Here is a 20014-nt window from a genome sequence, read left to right on the forward strand (position 1 = left end):
GTCGCCGCGCGGCTTCCTCAGCTCTGGCCGGACGGTCCGTTCATGCGTCCGTCCCGTCCGCGACGGATCACCAGCGGCAGCACGGCCGCCACCACCACGATGGCCGCGGTGATGAGCAGGATCCACGGCCACGCGTCGGGCGCGGATGCCTCGTCGTCGGGTGCTGCCACGGGGGTGGTCGTCGCTGCGGGCTCCTCGGTCGCGGCGGGCTCCTCGGTTGCGGCCGGGGGATCGGTCTGCTCGGCCGACGGAGCGGCGGCGGTCGTGACGCTGAAGGTGTAGGTGCCCTCGGTGGGGTGCCCGTCACTCGAGACGACGTGCCAGTTCACCGTGTAGGTGCCGGCCTCGGTGGCCTCGCCGATCGCCTGCGTGACGAGAGCGCCGTTGACCTCGGCGTCCCCGGTGGAGACGGCCTCGCCGGAGGGGGAGAGCACTTCGATGATCGTGTCGGCCGGGCCCATCGTGAGCAGCTCCGACGAGAAGGCGAGCGTGATCTCCGCGGGCATGGCCTCGATCGTCGAACCCGGCACGGGATCGGATGCCTCGGGCACGAGGGCATCGTGGGCCGCCGCGGGCCCCGCCACGCCGAGGGATCCGATGATGACGAAGAGGGCCGCGAGGCCGATAGTCGTCAGACGGTGCAGGTGCGAGGTGCGCGCGACGGGCATGCCGTCCACGCTAGCCCCGTCATCCTGACCGTCGGCCGCGTGACCCGCCCGGACTGCCGTGACCGACTTGTGATCTCGGTAAACGGATCGGTTAGGCTGGTCCGAAAGGAGGGGAAGACGTGTCACAGAACGAGTACGGCGCCGGTTCGCCGATTCACCGCGGCGACGGGTTCGGCCACGACGGCTCGGGCGATTCGACCCAGACGTTCGGGCACGACTCCGATCTGTCTTTTGTGCCGTTCGCGGGCGAGCTCAGCCCCGCAGAGCGCGATGCGATCTCGGCGCTGCCGTCGGGTTCGGCGCTGATGCTGGCGCGCTCGGGCCCCACGGCCGGCGCCCGCTACCTCCTCGACACCGACGTCACCACCGCCGGTCGTCACCCTGAGGCGGACATCTTCCTCGATGACGTCACCGTCTCGCGTCGTCACGCCGAGATCACGCGTCACCGCACGTCGTTCGAGATCGTCGACCAGCGTTCGCTGAACGGCACGTACGTCAACGGCGAGCGTGTCGACCGCGCCGAGCTGCGCAACGGCGCCGAGGTGCGCATCGGAAAGTTCCGGCTCCACTTCTTCGTGTCTCCGCAGGACCTGGCCGCGCCGGGTCAGAACGGATCGGGGCAGGGCGCCTGATGGCGCCAGCCGCCGCGCGGGAGCCGCTCCCGAGCCGGCCTGCCGGGCTGCTCAGCATCGGTCAGGTGCTGTCGAAGCTCACGCCCGAGTTCCCGGCGCTCACCTCCAGCAAGCTGCGCTTCCTGGAGGTCCAGGGCATCGTCACGCCGCAGCGCACGGCCTCGGGCTACCGCAAGTTCGCGCCTGCGGACGTCGAGCGACTGCGTCTTGCACTCACGCTCCAGCGCGACCACTACATGCCCCTGCAGGTGATCCGCGAGCACCTCGACGACGTCGAGGCGGGGCGAGCGACCGCTCTGCCGCCGCTTCCGGCGTCGATCCACCCGGCGGCACGCCGCCACTCCCGTCAGGAGCTGCTGAGCGAGGCCGGGGCTGCGCCCCAGCTGCTGAACGACGCTGTGAGCACGGGGCTCCTGAAGGCGGCCGACTCGTATGACGATCAGGCGCTCGCTCTGCTCCGCGCGCTCGTCGCTCTGTCGCGGCATGGCATCGAGCCCCGGCACGTTCGCGGCCTGCGCCAGAGTGCCGAGCGCGAGGTGGCCCTCGTCGAATCGGCCCTCTCGGCGCTGCTGCGCCGCACGGATGCGGCCTCTCGCGCCAAGGCCAGCGAGCTCGCGCCGCAGCTCGCGTCCCGCCTCGACGAGGTGCGCACGATCCTCGTCAAGGACGCTCTCGGACGACTCGTCGACTGAGTCGGCGGAGCGCCCAGGTTTTAACCTCTTGTTGAAGGTCACTGTTCGGTAACGCGTTCGCGACACGCGTTCACGAACGGACGGATGTCATTGCCGGTGTCGAGGGCCTCCCATACGGTGGAGGAACACCCACCCCGAGGAGGACCCATGAACGCTGACGATCGCGACGATCGCGGCATGACCGATCTCCTCTTCACCGACGGTCTCCCCGAGCTCGACCCGGAGGCCGGCTACCGCGGCGCGGTGGCCGCGCGCGCGGCCGGCATCACCTACCGCCAGCTCGACTACTGGGCCCGCACCGAACTCGTCGAGCCCACCATCCGCAACGCGAGCGGATCCGGTTCGCAGCGCCTCTACGGATTCCGCGACATCCTCGTGCTGAAGCTCGTCAAGCGCCTGCTCGACACCGGGATCTCGCTTCAGCAGATCCGCACCGCCGTCGAGCAGCTGCGCGCCGCGGGCATCCGCGACCTCGCCGGAACGACGCTTATGAGCGACGGGGCTTCCGTGTACCTGTGCACGTCGAACGACGAGGTCATCGACCTCGTGAGCCGCGGACAGGGCGTGTTCGGCATCGCCGTCGGCAAGGTGCTCCACGAGGTCGAGGCGACGCTCGTCGACTTCGAGGCGACGATGCCCGACGCCGTCGACGAACTCGCTCAGCGTCGCGCCAAGCGCACCGCCTGACGTGTTGCGGGCGATGCCCGCTGCCGGTCGCCGCAACGACAAGAAAGCCCCGCCGAAGCGGGGCTTTCCTCATGTCGGGGGTCTTACTCGGATGTCTCTTCGGCAGGATCGGTGATGCGGCCCGCGCGCATGATCCGGTCAAGGAGCGCGTCGAAGTCGGCCGCCAGCTCCTGAGCCGACTCGCCGGGCCAGACGTGCAGCGGCTTCGCCGCGCCCTGTGCCTGCTGCAGCGAGGTGCGCTCGGGCAGCTGGGGCTCGAGCACCAGCGGGCCGAACATGTCGCGCAGCTCCTTGATGCGGAACTGGTGCTCGACCGATTGCGGGCGCACGCGGTTGACCACGATGCCGAGCGGCTGAAGGCGGGGGGAGAGGCCGCGGCGGATCTCCTCGATCGCGCGGAGGGCGCGGTCGGCGGCCGCCACGGAGAACAGTCCCGGCTCGGTGACCACCATCACGCGGTCGCTGGCGGCCCAGGCGGTGCGGGTGAGCGCGTTGAGAGACGGCGGGCAGTCGATGAGGACGAGGTCGTACTCGGCCTCGATCGACGCCAGGGCCTCCTCGAGCTTCCACACGTCCGCCACCGTCGGGTGCGGCCCGTCGAAGTTGATGGCCGACGGGCTGCCGAGCAGCACGTCGATCGTGCCGTCGTGCACACGAGTCCATCCGCTGGAGGTGATCGCCTGGCGGACGATCTTCTCCTTGGGACTCGTGAGGACGTCGGAGATGTTGAGGCGTCCGGCGATCTGGACATCGAGACCGGTCGAGACGTCCGCCTGCGGATCGAGATCGACCACGAGCGTGCGCAGCGATCGGGCGAAGGCGGCGGAGGCGAGACCAAGGGTCACGGTCGTCTTGCCGACACCTCCCTTGAGGGAACTGACGCTGAGTACGTGCACAATCCCCAACGTTACAACGCCGTATGCTGGGAACCAGGTCGGCGACTCACAGTCGCCCCATGAATTCCCCACGGTGGCGAGTCTGCTCCGTTGGGAGACTCCCGCTCCGACCCGGCATGTCCCCACCTGCCTGGCCAGAACAGAAGGGCGCCCATGTTCTCGAAGATCCTTGTCGCAAACCGAGGCGAGATCGCGATCCGCGCTTTCCGCGCCGCCTACGAGCTCGGCGCGCGCACGGTCGCTGTCTACCCGCATGAGGACCGCAACTCATTGCACCGGCTGAAGGCCGACGAGGCCTACCGGATCGGCACCGAGGGCCACCCGGTCCGCGCGTACCTCGATGTCGACGAGATCGTGCGCGTCGCCGTGGAGTCCGGTGCCGACGCGATCTATCCGGGTTACGGCTTCCTCTCGGAGAACCCGGATCTCGCCGCCAAGGCCGCCGCCGCGGGCATCACCTTCATCGGCCCCTCGTCGAAGGTGCTCGAGATGGCGGGCAACAAGGTGACCGCGAAGGAGCATGCGATCAAGGCCGGCGTGCCCGTGCTGCGCTCGACCGAGGCGTCCGACGACATCGACGCTCTGGTCGCCCAGGCCGACGAGATCGGCTTCCCGCTGTTCGCGAAGGCCGTCGCCGGCGGAGGCGGACGCGGCATGCGCCGCGTGGAGACCAAGGCCGAGCTCGCCCCCGCACTGGCCGAGGCGATGCGCGAGGCGGGCAGCGCCTTCGGTGACCCGCGGATGTTCCTCGAGCAGGCCGTGCTGCGCCCGCGGCACATCGAGGTGCAGATCCTCGCCGACAAGACCGGCGCGACCATCCACCTCTTCGAGCGCGACTGCTCGGTGCAGCGCCGGCACCAGAAGGTGATCGAGATCGCGCCCGCGCCGAACCTCGACGACACCATCCGCAAGGACCTCCACCGTCACGCGGTCGCCTTCGCCGAGTCCATCGGCTACGAGAACGCCGGCACCGTCGAGTTCCTGCTCGAGACCGCCGGACCCCGCACGGGCGAGGTCGTCTTCATCGAGATGAACCCCCGCATCCAGGTCGAGCACACGGTGACCGAGGAGGTCACCGACGTCGACCTCGTGCAGTCGCAGATGCGGATCGCCTCGGGCGAGTCGCTCGCCGACCTCGGTCTCTCGCAGGACACCGTGCACCTGCGCGGCGCCGCCCTGCAGTGCCGCATCACGACCGAGGACCCCTCGCAGGGCTTCCGGCCCGACACCGGCAAGATCACCACGTACCGCTCGCCCGGCGGCGCGGGCATCCGCCTCGACGGCGGAACCACAGCGGCGGGCGCGCAGATCAGCCCTCACTTCGACTCGATGCTGGCCAAGCTCAGCGTGCGCGGTCGCGACTTCGGTGCGGCCGTGGCGCGCGCCCGTCGTGCTCTGGCCGAGTTCCGCATCCGCGGCGTCTCGACGAACATCCCCTTCCTGCAGGCGGTGCTCGATGACCCGGCGTTCGTCGTGGGCGACCTGTCGACGTCCTTCATCGACGAGCGTCCCGAGCTGCTCAAGGGTCGCGTCTCCAAGGACCGCGGCTCGAAGGTGCTCAACTGGCTCGTCGACGTCACGGTCAACAAGCCGAACGGCGAGAACCCGCTGTCGTACCAGCCGTCGATCAAGCTCCCGGCCGTCGATGTGAGCGTCCCCGCTCCGGCGGGTTCGCGCCAGCGGCTGCAGGAGCTGGGTCCCGCCGGCTTCGCGAAGGCCCTGCGCGAGCAGACCGCCCTCGCGGTGACCGAGACGACGTTCCGCGACGCCCACCAGTCGCTGCTCGCCACGCGTGTGCGCACCAAGGACCTCGTCGCCGCGGCTCCGGCGGTCGCTCGCCTGACGCCGCAGCTGCTGTCGGTCGAGGCCTGGGGCGGCGCGACCTACGATGTCGCGCTGCGCTTCCTCGCGGAAGACCCGTGGGAGCGTCTCGACAAGCTGCGTGAGGCGCTGCCGAACGTGGCGATCCAGATGCTGCTGCGCGGCCGCAACACGGTCGGCTACACGCCGTACCCGACCGAGGTCACCGACGCGTTCGTCCGCGAGGCCGCCGCCTCGGGCATCGACATCTTCCGCATCTTCGACGCGCTCAACGACGTCTCGCAGATGCGCCCCGCCATCGACGCGGTGCTGAACACCGGCACCTCCGTGGCCGAGGTCGCCCTCTGCTACACGGGCGACCTGCTCAACCCCGCCGAGGACCTCTACACACTCGACTACTACCTGCGTCTCGCCGAGCAGATCGTCGATGCGGGTGCGCACATCCTGGCCATCAAGGACATGGCGGGTCTGCTGCGTCCGGCGGCAGCCTCGAAGCTGGTGGCCGCCCTGCGCGAGCGCTTCGATCTGCCGGTGCACGTGCACACGCACGACACCCCGGGTGGTCAGCTGGCGACGCTGCTCGCCGCCAGCGCGGCCGGTGCCGACGCGGTCGACGCGGCCTCGGCCCCGATGGCGGGAACGACGAGCCAGCCCTCGCTGTCGGCCCTGGTGGCCGCCCTCGCGCACACGGACCGTGACACGGGTCTCGATCTGCAGGCGGTGTCCGACCTCGAGCCCTACTGGGAGGCCGTGCGCCACCAGTACAAGCCGTTCGAGTCGGGCCTGGACGGGCCGACCGGACGCGTGTACAAGCACGAGATCCCCGGAGGCCAGCTGTCGAACCTGCGTCAGCAGGCGATCGCTCTCGGTCTCGCGAACGACTTCGAGCTGATCGAGGACATGTACGCCGCGGCGAACGACATCCTGGGCCGTGTGCCCAAGGTGACCCCGTCGTCGAAGGTCGTGGGAGACCTCGCGCTGCACCTCGCCGCGGTCAAGGCCGACCCCGCCGACTTCGCCGAGAACCCGCACAAGTACGACGTGCCCGACTCGGTCGTGGGCTTTATGGCCGGCGAGCTGGGCGATCTGCCCGGCGGATGGCCGGAGCCCTTCCGCTCGAAGGTGCTCGCGGGGCGCGACATCAAGCCCGGCGTCACGCCTCTCGAGGCGGCCGACCAGGACGCGCTCGACGGCGATTCCGCCACGCGTCGTTCCACGCTGAACCGTCTGCTGTTCCCGCAGCCCACCAAGGCCTTCGAGGCCGCGCGCGAGACGTACGGCGACCTGTCCGTGCTCGACACGGCCGACTACCTGTACGGCCTCGAGCAGGGCGGCGAGCACGTCGTCGAGATCGAGCGCGGCGTCAACCTGCTGGTCGGGCTCGAGGCCATCGGCGAGCCCGACGAGAAGGGCTTCCGCTCCGTCATGGCGACGCTGAACGGCCAGCTGCGTCCGGTCTCCGCTCGCGACAACAGCATCTCGGTCGAGGTGATCAGCGCCGAGAAGGCCGACACCTCGAAGCCGGGGCAGGTCGCCGCGCCGTTCTCGGGCGTCGTGACCCTCAAGGTCGCCGTGGGCGACCGCGTCGAGGCGGGCCAGGCCGTCGCCTCGATCGAGGCCATGAAGATGGAGGCCGCCATCACCTCGCCGAACGCCGGTGTGGTGGAGCGTCTGGCGATCAGCGCCACACAGCAGGTGGACGCCGGCGACCTCCTGGTTGTCATCAGCACCGACAAGTAACCTTGGGGAGCCCGTGGGGTCCCGCATCCGCGGGGCCGCGCGGGCTCTCGCCCTTTGCGCAAGCCGCAGCACCGTTGGAGTGAACCCGTAGTGGTGAAGAAGATCACGACCGATCCCGAATCGCAGGCCGTGGACGGCGACGACCACGGCGTCCTGGCCGACACCGCCCTCGACACCTCCGCGATCGGCATCCTCACACCGCACACCGCTCAGGTGCGTGTGCTGCTGCCCTCGGGCCTGGAGGAGCCGGACGACGAGGTCGTCGACGACGAGCTCGAGCCCGGGGACATCCGCAGCGGCGGGATCGTGATCGAGCTGCCGAGCGAGAACCGCTCGGAGGACGACCTCGACGAGCCGGCGGACGCGGAAGCCGCGACGCCCGGCGACGAGGAGCGGGCGTTTACGGGGGAGATCGAGGACGATGTCGTCTCCGTGGTGCGCGCGGGTGCTGATGCCGCGACCGGTGACGAGGCCGAGCAGACCGTCGAGGTGATCGAGGTCGTGGTCGTCGCGGACGCGGATCAGGGCGACGAAGCGGAGACCGTCGAGGTGCTGGAGACAGCCGACGACGCGGCCGAGCATGGCATCGACGAGCCCGCGGAGGAACCGGGCGCCCAGGACGACGACCGAGGTGCGGACGCCACCGAGGCAGCCAGGCAGGCGAGGGTCGATGCCTGGCGCGCCGCTGCGGCCGAGCTCGCCGCTGAGCACGCCGCCAGCATCGCCGAGAGCGACGTGCCGGATGAGTCCGACGTCGACGCCGACGCCGACGAGCCCGAGGCCGACGAGCCCGAGGCTGAGGAGCTCGCGGCTGATGAGCTCGCGGCCGACGAGATCGAGGTAGACGAGCCGGAGACGGCAACCGACGAGCCCGAGGCCACCGAGCCCGACGCGACGGCCGGGGGCGACTTCGATGCGCTGCTGGCCGACGAGCGCGACGACGCGTCCGCCGTCGTTCCCGCCGCAGCCGACGCCGACAAGCAGAAGTCCTTCGCCCGGATCTGGGCCGAGGAGTCCGCTGCGACCCGCCCGGCGCAGGAGCTGGAGACGCAGACGCCCACGAATGGAGCCATCACCATGACCGCCCGCCGCCTCGAGGACCTCGGCAAGAACGCCGAGCGCGAGTCCAGCGATCTGCTCACGGCCGACCGCGTGCTGAACCCGAGTCGTGTGGCCAAGGCCGCGCCCGAGGGTGCCTGGCCCGAATTCATCTACGGCCTCACGGGTGGCAAGCTCAACCTCGGTGACAGCCGCAGCGTGCGAGCCCGCAAGGCGATCGAGGCCCGCGTGGCGGCGCCGCTGTCGGGCGAGACGCGCTTCGTCCCGGTCCTGAGCCGCAAGGGCGGTGTGGGCAAGACCACGGTCACGACCCTCCTCGGCATGGCGCTCGCCGACGGCCGCGACGATCGCGTGATCGCGATCGATGCGAATCCGGATCGCGGCACCCTGGCTGATCGCATCGCGAAGCGCACCGACAAGACGGTGCGAGACCTTGTGCACAAGGCCACGGAGATCCGCGGCTTCAACGACATCTCCCGCTTCGTCGCTCGTGATGAGACGCGACTGGACGTGCTGGCATCCGACCCGGATCCGCGCATCGCGGAGGCCTTCGGCGAGGACGACTACGCTCGCGTCGCGGACGTCGCCGAGCACTTCTACTCGCTTGTCCTCACCGACACCGGCACCGGCATCATCCACTCGGTGATGGCCGCGACGCTCGCGCACGCCGATCAGCTGATCATCGTCACGGGTCTGAACCTCGACGAGGTGCGCCTCGCCTCCGAGACGATCACCTGGCTCGAGTCGAACGGCTACGAAGACCTCGCGCGCCAGGCCATCGTTGTGCTCAACCAGCAGTCCGAGGGCACGCCCATGGTGCGCCTGAACGAGCTGGAGGTGCACTTCGGCAGCCGCGTGGGATCGATCGTGCACCTGCCCTACGACCGTGCTCTCGCGACCGGTGCCGCGATCGTCTATCGCGATCTGCAGCCCACGACCCGCGATGCCGCGCGTGACCTCGCCGCTCGCGTCGTCGACGGCCTGCGTCGGGAACGCCAGGCGTGACCGTCCGCGAGATCCGCCTCTACGGCGACCCCGTGCTGCGCACTCCGAGCGCGGAGATCACCACCATCGACGAGGGCGTTCGCGCTCTCGTCCAGGATCTGCTCGACTCGGTGGCGCTGCCGGGCCGCGCCGGTGTGGCGGCGCCGCAGATCGGTGTGGGCCTGCGCGCGTTCAGCTACAACGTCGACGGCGAGATCGGATACATCCTCAATCCCCGCATCGTCGAGGTGCGGGGCGAGCCGCAGCCCACGGGGGAGGGGTGCCTCTCGGTGCCGAACCTCTGGCATGACGCGCTGCGCCACCCCTATGCGAAGGTCGAGGGCATCGACCTGGACGGAGCGCCCGTGGTGCTCGAGGGCGAGGGGCTGATGGCCCAGATGCTGCAGCACGAGACCGACCACCTCGACGGCATGGTCTACCTGCAGCGCCTCCCGAAGGAGGAGCGCGCCAAGGCGATGAAGGCGGTCCGCGAGAGCGACTGGTTCTGACCTGAGCACACGAAGAAGGCCCGACCCGGATGATCCGGATCGGGCCTTCTCCCTTGTGCGTCAGCCCGCGACGGAGAGGTTGCTGGTCGCGTCGCCTGCCGCGTAGATGTCATCGACCTCGTGCGCGAAGTCCTTCAGGATCACGTTGCGCTTGATCGAGAGCTTCGGCGTGAGATGTCCGCTCGCCTCGGTCCACTCGGTGCCGAGGATCGTGAACTTGCGGATCGACTCCGCGCGCGAGACCTTCTTGTTGGCGGCATCGATGGCGCGCTGCACCTCGGCGCGCACCACGGGGCTCTTCGCGGCCTGCTCGAGCGTGAGGTCGCCGCTCTCGCCGTGGGTGTGGAGCCAGGCCGGAAGCATCTCGGGGTCGAGCGTGATGAGCGCGGAGATGAACGGCTTCTGATCGCCGACGACCACCACCTGGCCGACGATGGGGTTCGCACGGATCGGATCCTCGAGTGCCGCGGGAGCGACGTTCTTGCCGCCCGCGGTGACCAGGATCTCCTTCTTGCGGCCCGTGATGGTGAGGCATCCGTCTTCGTCGAACGAGCCGATGTCACCGGTCTTGAACCACTCGCCGTCGAAGGCCTCGGCCGTCGCCGTGGGGTTCTGCCAGTACTCGCGGAACACGTTGACGCCCTTGACCTGCACCTCGCCCTCGTCGTCGATGCGGAGGCTCACGCCCGGCAGGGCCGGGCCGACCGTGCCGACCTTCAGCATGGCCGGAAGGTTGACCGTGGCCGGGGCGGTGGTCTCGGTGAGGCCGTAGCCCTCGAGGATCGTGATGCCGAGGCTGTGGAAGAAGTGGCCGAGGCGCGGACCCAGGGGAGCGGATCCCGACACCGCGTGGGTGACGCGGCCGCCCATCAGCGCCCGGAGCTTCGAGTAGACGAGCTTGTCGAAGAGCGCGAACTTGATCTTCAGGCCGAGGCCGATCTTCTCGCCGTCCTGCAGACGGCGCGAGTGCTCGATGGCGGTCGCGGCGGCGGCGCGGAAGATCTTGCCCTTCCCCTCCGCCTCGGTCTTCTGCTGGGCCGAGTTGTACACCTTCTCGAAGACGCGCGGCACGGCGAGCAGCAGGCTCGGCTTGAAGGAGCCCAGGGTCTTCACGAGGTTCTTGGTGTTCGGCTCGTGGCCCGTGCGCACACCCGCGTGGATGTAGAGCACCGACATGAACCGGGCGAAGACGTGCGCCGTGGTGATGAACAGCACGGTCGACGCGTCGGGCTGGTGCACGACATCGGTCAGCGCTTCGGCCGCGTTGCGGGCGGTGTCCACGAAGTTCGCGTGGGTGAGGACGCAGCCCTTGGGGCGCCCGGTCGACCCCGAGGTGTAGATGATGGTCGCGATGTCGGACGCCTTGGCGAGCGAGCGCCGACGCTCGATCTCGGCGTCGTCCACGGCCTCGCCGCTGCGCGCGAGCTCAGCGAGCACATCCTGGTCCATGCGCCACACGTTGTTCACAAGAGGCAGCTCGGCGGCGACCTCCTCATAGGAGGCGAAGTGCTCGGCCGTCTCGAGGATCAGGCCGACGGCTCCCGAGTCAGACAGGATCCACTGGATCTGCGCGGGCGCGCTCGTCTCATAGACCGGCACCATCACCGCTCCGGCGTAGTGCAGGGCGAAGTCGACCAGCGTCCACTCATACGTGGTCTTCGCCAGGAAGCCGATGCGGTCGCCGGGCTGGATGCCGGCGGCGACGAACCCCTTGGCGAGTGCGATGACCTCGTCCTCGAAGCGCCGCGCGGTGATATCGCGCCAGCCATCGCCGTCGGGCACGGCGAAGAGCGCGCGGTCGGGCGTCTCGCGGACGCGATCCGCGAGAAGGCCGCCGATGTTCAGATCAGGGTCATGGCGGACAAGCGGCGGTGTCGAGAACTCGATCACGGTAACTCCTTCGGTACCGGGACTGGGTGGGCCCCGTCGGCTCGATCCTAGCTGCGAACAGGCGCGGAGACGGGAGGAGGCGGCGACCTGGATCCACTCGACAATGTCGGCGAGAATGACGCGCTGATCATGTGATGATGCCGTCAAATCGAGCCGCGGTGTGGGCCCGCATAGACTGACCCCCGTGTTCTACTGGCTGATGAAGTACATCGTGGTCGGTCCGATCGCCAAGGCGATCTGGCGGCCGTGGATCATCGGCGCCGAGAACATCCCTCCGTCCGGTGCGGCGATCCTCGCCAGCAACCATCTGTCGGTGGCCGACTCGATCTTCCTTCCCCTGATGATCGAGCGTCAGGTGGCGTTCCTCGCGAAGGCCGAGTACTTCACCGGTCGCGGCATCAAGGGCTGGGCCACCAAGTGGTTCATGAAGGGCACCGGCCAGATCCCCATCGACCGCTCCGGCGGATCCGCATCCGAAGCCGCGCTGAACACGGCGCTGCAGGTGCTCGGCCGTGATGAGCTGCTCGGCATCTACCCCGAGGGCACCCGCAGCCCCGACGGCGTGCTGTATCGCGGACGCACCGGCATCGCGCGTATGGCCATGGAGGCCAAGGTGCCCGTTGTGCCCGTGGTCATGGTCGACACCGACACGATGATGCCGATCGGCAGGAACATCCCGCGTGTGGTGCGCGTGGGCATCGTGATCGGAAAGCCGCTCGACTTCTCGCGCTACGCCGGCATGGAGAACGATCGCTACGTGCTGCGCTCCGTCACGGACGAGATCATGATCGCGCTCCAGCAGCTCGGCCAGCAGCGCTACGAGGACGTCTACGCATCGTCGAAGCGCAACAAGCCATCGGGCGCGGAGGCCGTCGAGCCGCCGTTCGTGGACGCGAGCGCTTCGCTGCCCCGCACGGACGCCGCCCCCGCCGGCTGACGAGCCGGATCGGGCGGTCTTCGGGACCTCCCACGCCCCACTAGAATTCAGTCATGACGCACACGGCTCTTCATGATCCGAGCGCCCTCGATGCATGGCGCTCCCTCCCGATCAAGCAGCAGCCGGAGTGGCCGGACTATGCCGAGGTCGAGCGCGTCTCGACCGAGCTGTCGCAGCTTCCGCCGCTCGTCTTCGCCGGCGAGGTCGACTCGCTGAAGCACCGTCTGGGGGAGGCCGCCCAGGGGCGCGCGTTCCTCCTGCAGGGTGGCGACTGCGCCGAGACGTTCGCGGGCGCGACGGCTGACAAGATCCGCGACCGCGTCAAGACGCTGCTGCAGATGGCCGTCGTCCTCACGTACGGCGCCTCGATGCCCGTCATCAAGATGGGTCGTATGGCGGGACAGTTCGCCAAGCCCCGCTCCAATGACAACGAGACGCGCGGCGACGTGACCCTGCCGGCGTACCGGGGCGACATCGCCAACGGCTACGACTTCACCGAGGCCTCACGCACGCCGAACCCGCAGCGTCTGCTGCAGGCGTACCACACGAGCGCCTCGACGCTGAACCTCATCCGCGCCTTCACGCAGGGCGGCTTCGCCGATCTGCGTGAGGTGCACTCCTGGAACAAGGGCTTCGCGTCCAACCCGGCGAACCACCGGTACGAGCGCCTGGCGGCCGAGATCGACCGCGCCATCAAGTTCATGGGAGCCGCGGGCGCCGACTTCGACGAGCTCAAGCGCGTCGAGTTCTACACGGGTCACGAGGGACTGCTCATGGACTACGAGCGCCCCATGACGCGGATCGACTCGCGCACGAATCTGCCGTACAACACGTCGGCGCACTTCGTGTGGATCGGCGAGCGCACGCGCGAGCTCGACGGCGCGCACGTCGACTACTTCTCGAAGATCCGCAACCCCATCGGTGTGAAGCTCGGCCCCACGACCTCGTCCGAGACGGTGCTCCAGCTCATCGACAAGCTCGACCCCGAGCGCGAGCCGGGTCGCCTGACGTTCATCACCCGCATGGGCGCCGGCAAGATCCGTGACGCGCTGCCCCCGCTGCTGGAGACGGTGAAGGACTCGGGCGCCCTGCCGCTGTGGGTCACCGATCCGATGCACGGCAACGGCATCACGACCCCCAACGGCTACAAGACCCGTCGCTTCGACGATGTCGTCGACGAAGTGCGCGGCTTCTTCGAGGCCCACCGCGCCGTCGGCACGTACCCCGGCGGCATCCACGTCGAGCTGACGGGCGATGACGTCACCGAGTGCCTCGGCGGTTCGGAGCAGATCGACGAGGCCACCCTCGCGACGCGCTACGAGTCGCTGTGCGACCCGCGTCTGAACCACATGCAGTCGCTCGAGCTGGCCTTCCTCGTGGCTGAGGAGCTCGAAAAGCGCTGACCCGCCTGCGACGAAGGGCCCCTGCCGCGAGGCAGGGGCCCTTCGTGTTGCGGGCGGGCGTGATGCGCGCCGTGTGTCAGTCCCGGACGTCGATCGTGATCTCGACCACCGTGCCGGCGGGATGCTGCGACCCGGCCTTGACCGACTGCTTCTTCACCTCGGTCAGGCTGTTGACGGCGATGTTCCACGGGAAGACCACACCCGCGACCTCGAAATGCTCAGAGAGAGCGGCGACGGCCTCGTCGCGCGTCAGGCCCTTCACGTCCGGAACCTCGAACAGCTGCTGGCCGAGCGAGCGGACGATGGTGATCGCATCTCCGGGACGCCAATTGCCCTCCTGGGCGCGCGGCTCCACCCGGATGACCGCGTCGAACGGCACGGTGTTGTGGTACTCGTCTGTGACGCTGGGGGTCAGGCCCGCGTCGGTGAGCACCTGCTGCGCCTGCGCGACCGGCATGTTCGCGACATCCGGCAGGGGGCCGAGCGACTCGACGAGCGTGATGGCGTCGCCGGGGCGCCAGTTGCCCTCTTCCGCCCGCGGCTCGATGCGCAGCACCGTGCCGGCGGCCGAGTCGCCCGAGAACTCCTTGTTCACGGTGACGTCGAGACCCGCGTCGGCGAGAGCGGCCTGTGCGTCGGCGATGGGCATGCCGACCGCGGCCGGCAAGGGACCGAGCGAGACGATGAAGTCGGCGGTGTCGCCCTCGTGGACCGTGCAGCCGGCGAAGCAGTCGATGCGCTCCTCGCTGCCACGCGGGAGGACATCGAGTCCGATCACCTGGTCAGCCGGTGCGTCGGAGAAGAGCAGCAGGTTCTCCGCGTCGTCGTAGGCGATGAAGACGCCGTCGAGGAGAGCCTGGGCGTCGGCCAGCGTCTTGCCTTCGAAGGAAGGCAGCACCGCCTCGGCGGCGCCGGTCGAGATGACCACCTGCACGTCCGATCCCTTGTCGATCCGTGCGCCCGCCTCCGGATCCGTGCGGATCGCCTCGCCGGCGGGGACCGTGGGGCTGTCGTCCTCGGCGCGCACCGCGGTGAGGGAGCGCTCCTGGAGCTGGAAGGCGGCGTCCTCGAACGAGAGGCCGCGCACCTCGGGGACGGCGACCTGGGATCCGGGACCCGAGCCGAACCACCACCCGGCGAAGCCGGCGGCAGCGGCGAGCAGCACCACTGCCACGAGGAGCCACGGACCGCGCCGCTTCCGCTGTTCGGCGCGACGGCGCAGGCGCGCGGTGTTGTCGGCCGCCGGTGCGGCGTCGGGCACCTCGCCCGTCAGCTCGGCGGTGTGCGGCAGCAGTCCGGGCAGGATCTTCGTCGCGCCACCCGTCGGGTTGTCCGCAGGCAGGATCCGGGTCTCGAACGAGGCGGGCGAGGAGCGCGTGGTGACGGGCGCGATGCCCAGTTCGCGCTCGATCTCGCGAAGGCGCTCGAGCATCTCGGCCGCGTCGGACGGACGCTCGTCCGGTTCCTTCTCGGTGGCCCACAGCACGAGCTCGTCGAGATGCTCGGGCACACCGGGGTTCTTCACGCTCGGGCGCGGCACCGATTCGGTGGCGTGCTGGAAAGCGATCTGCATGGGCTGCTCACCCTTGTAGGGCTGCTCGCCCGCGAGCATCTCGTAGAGGAGGATGCCCAACGCGTAGATGTCGCTGCGGGCGTCGGCGGTGCCGCGTGTCACGAGCTCGGGTGCCAGATACGCGATCGTGCCCAGCAGCTGCGCACCGGTCGCGGTGTTGGCCGACGAGGCGCGCGCCAGGCCGAAGTCGCCGATCTTGATGCGGCCGTCCTCGGCGAGCAGGATGTTCTCGGGCTTGACGTCGCGGTGGATGAGACCGGCGCGATGCGCGGCGGCGAGGCCGGACAGCACGGCGTCCATGATCGTGATGGTCTGGCTGACGGTGAGACGGCGCTGCTCCTTGAGCAGCTCGCGCAGGGTGATGCCCGGCAGGTACTCCATCACCAGGTACGCGAGCTCGCCGTCCTGCCCCTGGTCGAAGACATTGACCACGTGCGGGTCGGCGAGGCGCGCGGCGGATCGGGCCTCTTGGATGAAGCGGCTCTGGAACACGCTGTCGTCGCTGAGGTGGCCGTGCATGACCTTCAGCGCGACCCGACGCTCGAGGCGCAGGTCTGTGGCGACGTACACCGTGGCCATGCCTCCGCGGGCGATCCGGGCGCGCACACGGTACCGGCCGTCGACAAGCCGCCCGATGAGGGGATCGACCTGCTGACTCGTGCTCACGTGTGAATTCTACTTTCGGCGTCCTGAGAGCCCGGGAACGGCTCACCCCGGGGGAGTACCCCGGGGTGAGCCGTAATGGTGTTGTGATCTGCGGATCAGCCGAACTGGGCGAGCCAGCCGTACGCGGCCGTCTCCCACTGGCCGTAGCGGTTCGGGAACGCCGACACCTGCACGGCCTGCGCCGCGTTGGTGAAGGTCATCTTCTCCCAGCCCTTGATGTCGTATAGCCCACGCGTCTTGTGGCCGTTCGGGTCGTTCGGCCCGCCGAAGAACACGCGCGTGGAGCGGTAACGGTCGCGCACCTGCTCGGGGGTTCCCCAGCCGGCGCTCGGACGCTGCTGGAACATCCCGAGCGAGTCCCGGTCGCCGTGGTTCAGGTTGCGGATGCCCGACTCGACCATGGCGGTGGCCAGCGCGATCGCGATGGCGCGGTCGGATGCACCGATCTCGCGGCCGACGCTGATGATGATCTTCGCGTTCTCGATCTGCTGGGCATCGAGCACCGCGGTGCGCTGGATGCGGGGATCCTCGGCAGCGGCCGGGGCGCTCGCCGGGGCCGGTGCGGCCGCCGCAGGAGCGGACAGCTTCAGCTTCTGACCGGGGTAGATGATCGCGCCCGCGGAGAGTCCGTTCGCCTTCAGGAGGTTCGCGACGGTCGTGCCCGCGTTGAACGCGATGCCCCAGAGGGTGTCGCCGGCCTTCACCTCGTAGGTCTTGCCGCCGACCGACTTCGAGGGGGCAGCCGCAGGGGCGGGAGCGACAGACGCGGGCGCGGGCGCCGGCGCGGACACAGCGGCCGGAGCCGGCTTCGCGGCGGCGGGAGTCGATCCGGAGACCTTGAGCGTCTGGCCCGGGTGGATCGTGGCCGATGCGTTCAGGCCGTTGAGGCTGATGACGGTGGCGACGCTGATGCCGTGGCGGTTCGCGATGCCCCAGACGGTGTCGCCGGCCTTGACGGTGTAGGACCCGGTGGCCTTCGCCGGCGCGGGCGTCACGGCGGCGGGAGCGGGAGCGGGCTTGGCAGGAGCGGGCTTCGCGGCGGTCGCGGGTGCGGATCCGTTGATGCGAAGCACCTGGCCCGGGTAGATGACCGCGGAGGTGCCGAGGCCGTTCGCGCGCAGGACCGCGTCGACCGTCGTCTTGTGGCGATAGGCGATGCCCCAGACGGTGTCCCCGGCCTTCACGGTGTACGTGGCGCCGGCGGCGGTCGCGGGGCGGGCCACCACGGGCTCGGCGGCGACGGAGCCTCCCGGCGTGAGACGAAGCACCTGTCCCGGGTAGATGGTGCTCGACCAGCTGAGGCGGTTCCACGTGAGAACGTCGATGGTGCGCAGGCCGGCGCGGATCGCGATGCGCGTGATCGTGTCGCCGGGCTGAACGGTGTGGGTCGCCGCGGTGGCAGGCGTGCGCACCGCCGTCTCGACACGAGGTGCGGGAGCCGCCTTGATGGCGTTGGCGCCGCGGACAGCTCCGAACGCATCTGTCTGGCCCTCGCGCAGGCCCTCCTTGACCTCTGCGGCCGCGGCGGGGCTGGCTCCCAGAGAGAGCGCGATCGATCCCGCGAGCGCCACGGGCACGGAGCTCAAGAGCGCGCGCATGGGCGGAGTCTGTCCTGCGTGGCTGGCGCGTGTCGGGTTGCGACGATGCACGGTGGGTCCCCTCTGTCGTCTCCGGCGCGTCGGGAGCGCAGGAGATTCGGCTCCGAAAACCGTGTCACGTAACGGTAACTGTGTCAACCAGTGCTATCTGGAGTGACCTGCGGTGTGGGAGGGGAAAGAGGTGCCTCTGTGATCACTGTGGTTCTTGCGACTGGTGTGATTGATGAGATCACTGCGGTGAACAGACGGCGTCGCTCCGACAACCGCACTCGCATGCCCGCCTCCCAGCGGACGGATGAGATAGTTGCACGGTGACCGCGCACGACAAGATCCAGACCGAGTGGCTCAGCATCCCGGACGTCGCCGACCTCCTCGGCGAGACTCCGGGGCGCGTGCGACGACTCCTCGACGAGAACGCTCTCGTGGCATCGCGTCGCGAGGGGCCGCTGAAGATCCCCGCCGTCTTCTTCCTCGACGGCGAGGTGCTCTCGTCGCTGCGGGGCACGATCTTCGTGCTGAACGACGCGGGTTTCGATGACGACGGCACCATCGACTGGCTGCTGACCCCGGAGGAGTCGATCGGCGTCGCTCCGATCGAGGCGCTGCGCGCCGGCCGCAAGGCCGAAGTGCGCCGCGTCGCCGCCACGCTGCTCTGAGCGGGCGGGCTCGCGACCTCAGGCCCGGCGGTCGACCGCGGCGCGGGCGAGTGCGCGGAGCTCCTGGGCAGCATCGGCCCCGAGAGGCGCCGATGCCAGCGCCTTCTCCGCCTCATCCGCGTAGTCGGCGATGAGGTTCTCGACGCGCCCGAGAGCGGTCTCCTCAATGCGGGCGCGCAACCACGCGATGTCCTCGTCGCGCATCATCGCGTCGCCGAGGAGCGCATCGATGCGTGCACGATCCTCCCGCGTCGCGCTCGCGCGCGCGAACGCGACGAGGGCGGTGCGCTTGCCCTCTCGCAGATCGTCGCCGGCCGGCTTGCCGGTCTCGGCGGCGTCGCCGAAGACTCCCAGCACGTCATCGCGCAGCTGGAAGGCCATCCCGATCGGATGGCCGAAGTCGCGCATCGCCTGCAGCTGAGCTTCGTCGGCGCCCGCGAGCGCGGCTCCGATGACCAGGGGCTGCTGCACGCTGTAGCGCGCCGACTTGTATGAGGCGATGCGCAGCGCCCGATGCGCGTCCGGATCGTCGCCCGCGGTGCTCCACGCCGACTCCTCGGCGATGTCGAGGTACTGACCCATGGTCACATCGCGCCGCATCCGCGCGTACTCGGCGCGCGCCGCGGTCGCCGCCGCCGGGGGAAGGAGGGCGAGCGACTCCTCGAGGAGGTCATCGCTCCAGGCGACCAGCAGATCGCCGAGCAGCACGGACGCTGCGCGGCCGTAGGCGTCGGCGTCTCCCGCCCAGCCCGATGCGCGGTGACCCGCTTCGAGCGCGCGGTGCGCCGACGGCCGCCCGCGTCGGGTGTCGGAGTTGTCGATGAGGTCGTCGTGCACGAGTGCCGCGGCCTGGAAGATCTCCAGGGATGCGGCCACGCCGACGACGGCCATCGCGTCGCTCTCCGGTGCGCCCGTGCGCTCGGCGACGCCGCGCCAGCCCCACCAGCAGAACCGCGCGCGCAGCCGCTTTCCGCCCTGCAGGCTCACGGTCGCGTGATCGACGAGCGAGAGCGCCTCTTCACCCAGCTCGCTCGCCTCCGCCCGGCGCTCCGCCACGAACTTATCGAGACGCTGAGAGATCTCTTCAACAAAGGGGTGCGGGGGCGTCACAGGCCTAGCCTAGTTCTCCGGCCCGAGACTAGAATGAGGGCTATTCATCACTGAGGGGGACACATGCCACTCTCCGAACAGGAGCAGCGCCTTCTCGATGAGATGGAACGCCATCTCATGCAGAACGACGCCGACGTCGTGAGCGCGCCCGCGGGCCCGCAGGTACTGAGCTACCGCAACCTGATCGTGGGCGCCGTCGTGGTGCTCGGCGGTCTCGGTGCGGTCATCGCCGGAATCGCCCTGTGGAGCACGAGCCTGGCACTCGGGCTGGTGCTCGGGGTGGTCGGCTTCGCCGCCATGGTGGGCGGCGTCATCCTCGCCGTCACCCCCGTGAAGGGCACCGTGCCCACGCCGAGCTCGAGCGGCGGGTCTGCGCGTCGTTCCCCCCGTCAGGGCGGGGGATTTATGGACCGCATGAACGACCGCTGGGACCGCAGGCAGGGTGGCGACAGCTAGCCCACGCGAATCGTATGGATCCGGCCGCCGCAGCTCC

Annotated in this window: 16 protein-coding genes; 10 read left to right on the plus strand and 6 right to left on the minus strand. The window is 69.6% G+C overall.

Features of this window, described 5'->3' with window-relative positions; all coding sequences use genetic code 11:
* Positions 1–17 precede the first annotated feature (17 nt).
* Complete coding sequence (locus tag J5V96_RS14420; protein WP_208504592.1) at positions 18–668, minus strand: copper resistance CopC family protein; 651 nt, start codon at positions 666–668, stop codon at positions 18–20.
* Between the two features lie 119 nt (positions 669–787).
* Between J5V96_RS14420 and J5V96_RS14425 the strand changes: the two genes are divergently transcribed.
* From J5V96_RS14425 to J5V96_RS14435, 3 genes are all read left to right on the plus strand, one after another.
* Positions 788–1300 (plus strand): FHA domain-containing protein, encoded by a 513-nt coding sequence (locus J5V96_RS14425; RefSeq protein ID WP_372439946.1) that lies wholly within the window; start codon positions 788–790, stop codon positions 1298–1300.
* Positions 1300–1992 carry a transcriptional regulator FtsR gene (gene ftsR / locus J5V96_RS14430; RefSeq protein WP_208504594.1) on the plus strand — a complete coding sequence of 231 codons (693 nt, stop codon included), beginning with the start codon at positions 1300–1302 and terminating at the stop codon, positions 1990–1992. The genes J5V96_RS14425 and ftsR overlap by 1 nt, the downstream gene beginning before the upstream one ends.
* A gap of 147 nt (positions 1993–2139) precedes the next feature.
* Positions 2140–2679, plus strand: a complete 540-nt coding sequence (locus tag J5V96_RS14435) for a MerR family transcriptional regulator (protein ID WP_208504596.1) — start codon at positions 2140–2142, stop codon at positions 2677–2679.
* A gap of 83 nt (positions 2680–2762) precedes the next feature.
* On the opposite strand, the gene J5V96_RS14440 is transcribed toward J5V96_RS14435, so the two are convergent.
* A complete protein-coding gene (locus J5V96_RS14440; protein WP_208504598.1) occupies positions 2763–3575 on the minus strand; it encodes a ParA family protein in 813 nt (270 codons plus the stop codon).
* A gap of 153 nt (positions 3576–3728) precedes the next feature.
* Between J5V96_RS14440 and J5V96_RS14445 the strand changes: the two genes are divergently transcribed.
* From J5V96_RS14445 to J5V96_RS14455, 3 genes are all read left to right on the plus strand, one after another.
* Positions 3729–7136 carry a pyruvate carboxylase gene (locus J5V96_RS14445; protein WP_208504600.1) on the plus strand — a complete coding sequence of 1136 codons (3408 nt, stop codon included), beginning with the start codon at positions 3729–3731 and terminating at the stop codon, positions 7134–7136.
* A gap of 90 nt (positions 7137–7226) precedes the next feature.
* Positions 7227–9200, plus strand: a complete 1974-nt coding sequence (locus J5V96_RS14450) for a MinD/ParA family ATP-binding protein (RefSeq protein WP_307793664.1) — start codon at positions 7227–7229, stop codon at positions 9198–9200.
* Complete coding sequence (locus tag J5V96_RS14455) at positions 9197–9688, plus strand: peptide deformylase (RefSeq protein ID WP_208504602.1); 492 nt, start codon at positions 9197–9199, stop codon at positions 9686–9688. Before J5V96_RS14450 ends, J5V96_RS14455 begins: the two co-directional genes overlap by 4 nt.
* Positions 9689–9748: 60 nt before the next feature.
* Here the strand turns inward: J5V96_RS14455 and J5V96_RS14460 are convergent, their stop codons facing one another.
* Positions 9749–11578 (minus strand): AMP-dependent synthetase/ligase, encoded by a 1830-nt coding sequence (locus tag J5V96_RS14460; RefSeq protein ID WP_208504604.1) that lies wholly within the window; start codon positions 11576–11578, stop codon positions 9749–9751.
* 184 nt (positions 11579–11762) lie between these two features.
* On the opposite strand from J5V96_RS14460, the gene J5V96_RS14465 reads away from it, so the two are divergent.
* Complete coding sequence (locus J5V96_RS14465; protein ID WP_208504606.1) at positions 11763–12515, plus strand: lysophospholipid acyltransferase family protein; 753 nt, start codon at positions 11763–11765, stop codon at positions 12513–12515.
* A gap of 53 nt (positions 12516–12568) precedes the next feature.
* Positions 12569–13918, plus strand: a complete 1350-nt coding sequence (locus tag J5V96_RS14470; protein WP_208504608.1) for a class II 3-deoxy-7-phosphoheptulonate synthase — start codon at positions 12569–12571, stop codon at positions 13916–13918.
* A 76-nt stretch (positions 13919–13994) separates the two neighbouring features.
* On the opposite strand, the gene pknB is transcribed toward J5V96_RS14470, so the two are convergent.
* Both pknB and J5V96_RS14480 read right to left on the minus strand, forming a co-directional pair.
* The gene (gene pknB / locus J5V96_RS14475) at positions 13995–16157 is read right to left on the minus strand and encodes a Stk1 family PASTA domain-containing Ser/Thr kinase (RefSeq protein ID WP_208504611.1); all 2163 of its coding nucleotides are present in this window, start codon (positions 16155–16157) and stop codon (positions 13995–13997) included.
* Between the two features lie 95 nt (positions 16158–16252).
* A complete protein-coding gene (locus J5V96_RS14480) occupies positions 16253–17755 on the minus strand; it encodes a LysM peptidoglycan-binding domain-containing protein (RefSeq protein WP_208504613.1) in 1503 nt (500 codons plus the stop codon).
* Positions 17756–18066: 311 nt separating this feature from the next.
* Between J5V96_RS14480 and J5V96_RS14485 the strand changes: the two genes are divergently transcribed.
* Positions 18067–18411, plus strand: a complete 345-nt coding sequence (locus J5V96_RS14485) for an Rv2175c family DNA-binding protein (protein WP_208504615.1) — start codon at positions 18067–18069, stop codon at positions 18409–18411.
* Positions 18412–18429: 18 nt separating this feature from the next.
* Here the strand turns inward: J5V96_RS14485 and J5V96_RS14490 are convergent, their stop codons facing one another.
* The gene (locus J5V96_RS14490) at positions 18430–19521 is read right to left on the minus strand and encodes a polyprenyl synthetase family protein (RefSeq protein ID WP_208504617.1); all 1092 of its coding nucleotides are present in this window, start codon (positions 19519–19521) and stop codon (positions 18430–18432) included.
* 63 nt (positions 19522–19584) lie between these two features.
* On the opposite strand from J5V96_RS14490, the gene J5V96_RS14495 reads away from it, so the two are divergent.
* Entirely contained in the window at positions 19585–19977 is a 393-nt protein-coding gene (locus J5V96_RS14495; RefSeq protein ID WP_208504618.1) for a DUF3040 domain-containing protein, read from the plus strand.
* Positions 19978–20014: the final 37 nt, after the last annotated feature.

Origin of the sequence: Microbacterium stercoris, from assembly GCF_017592545.1 — a bacterium.
GTDB lineage: Bacteria > Actinomycetota > Actinomycetes > Actinomycetales > Microbacteriaceae > Microbacterium > Microbacterium stercoris.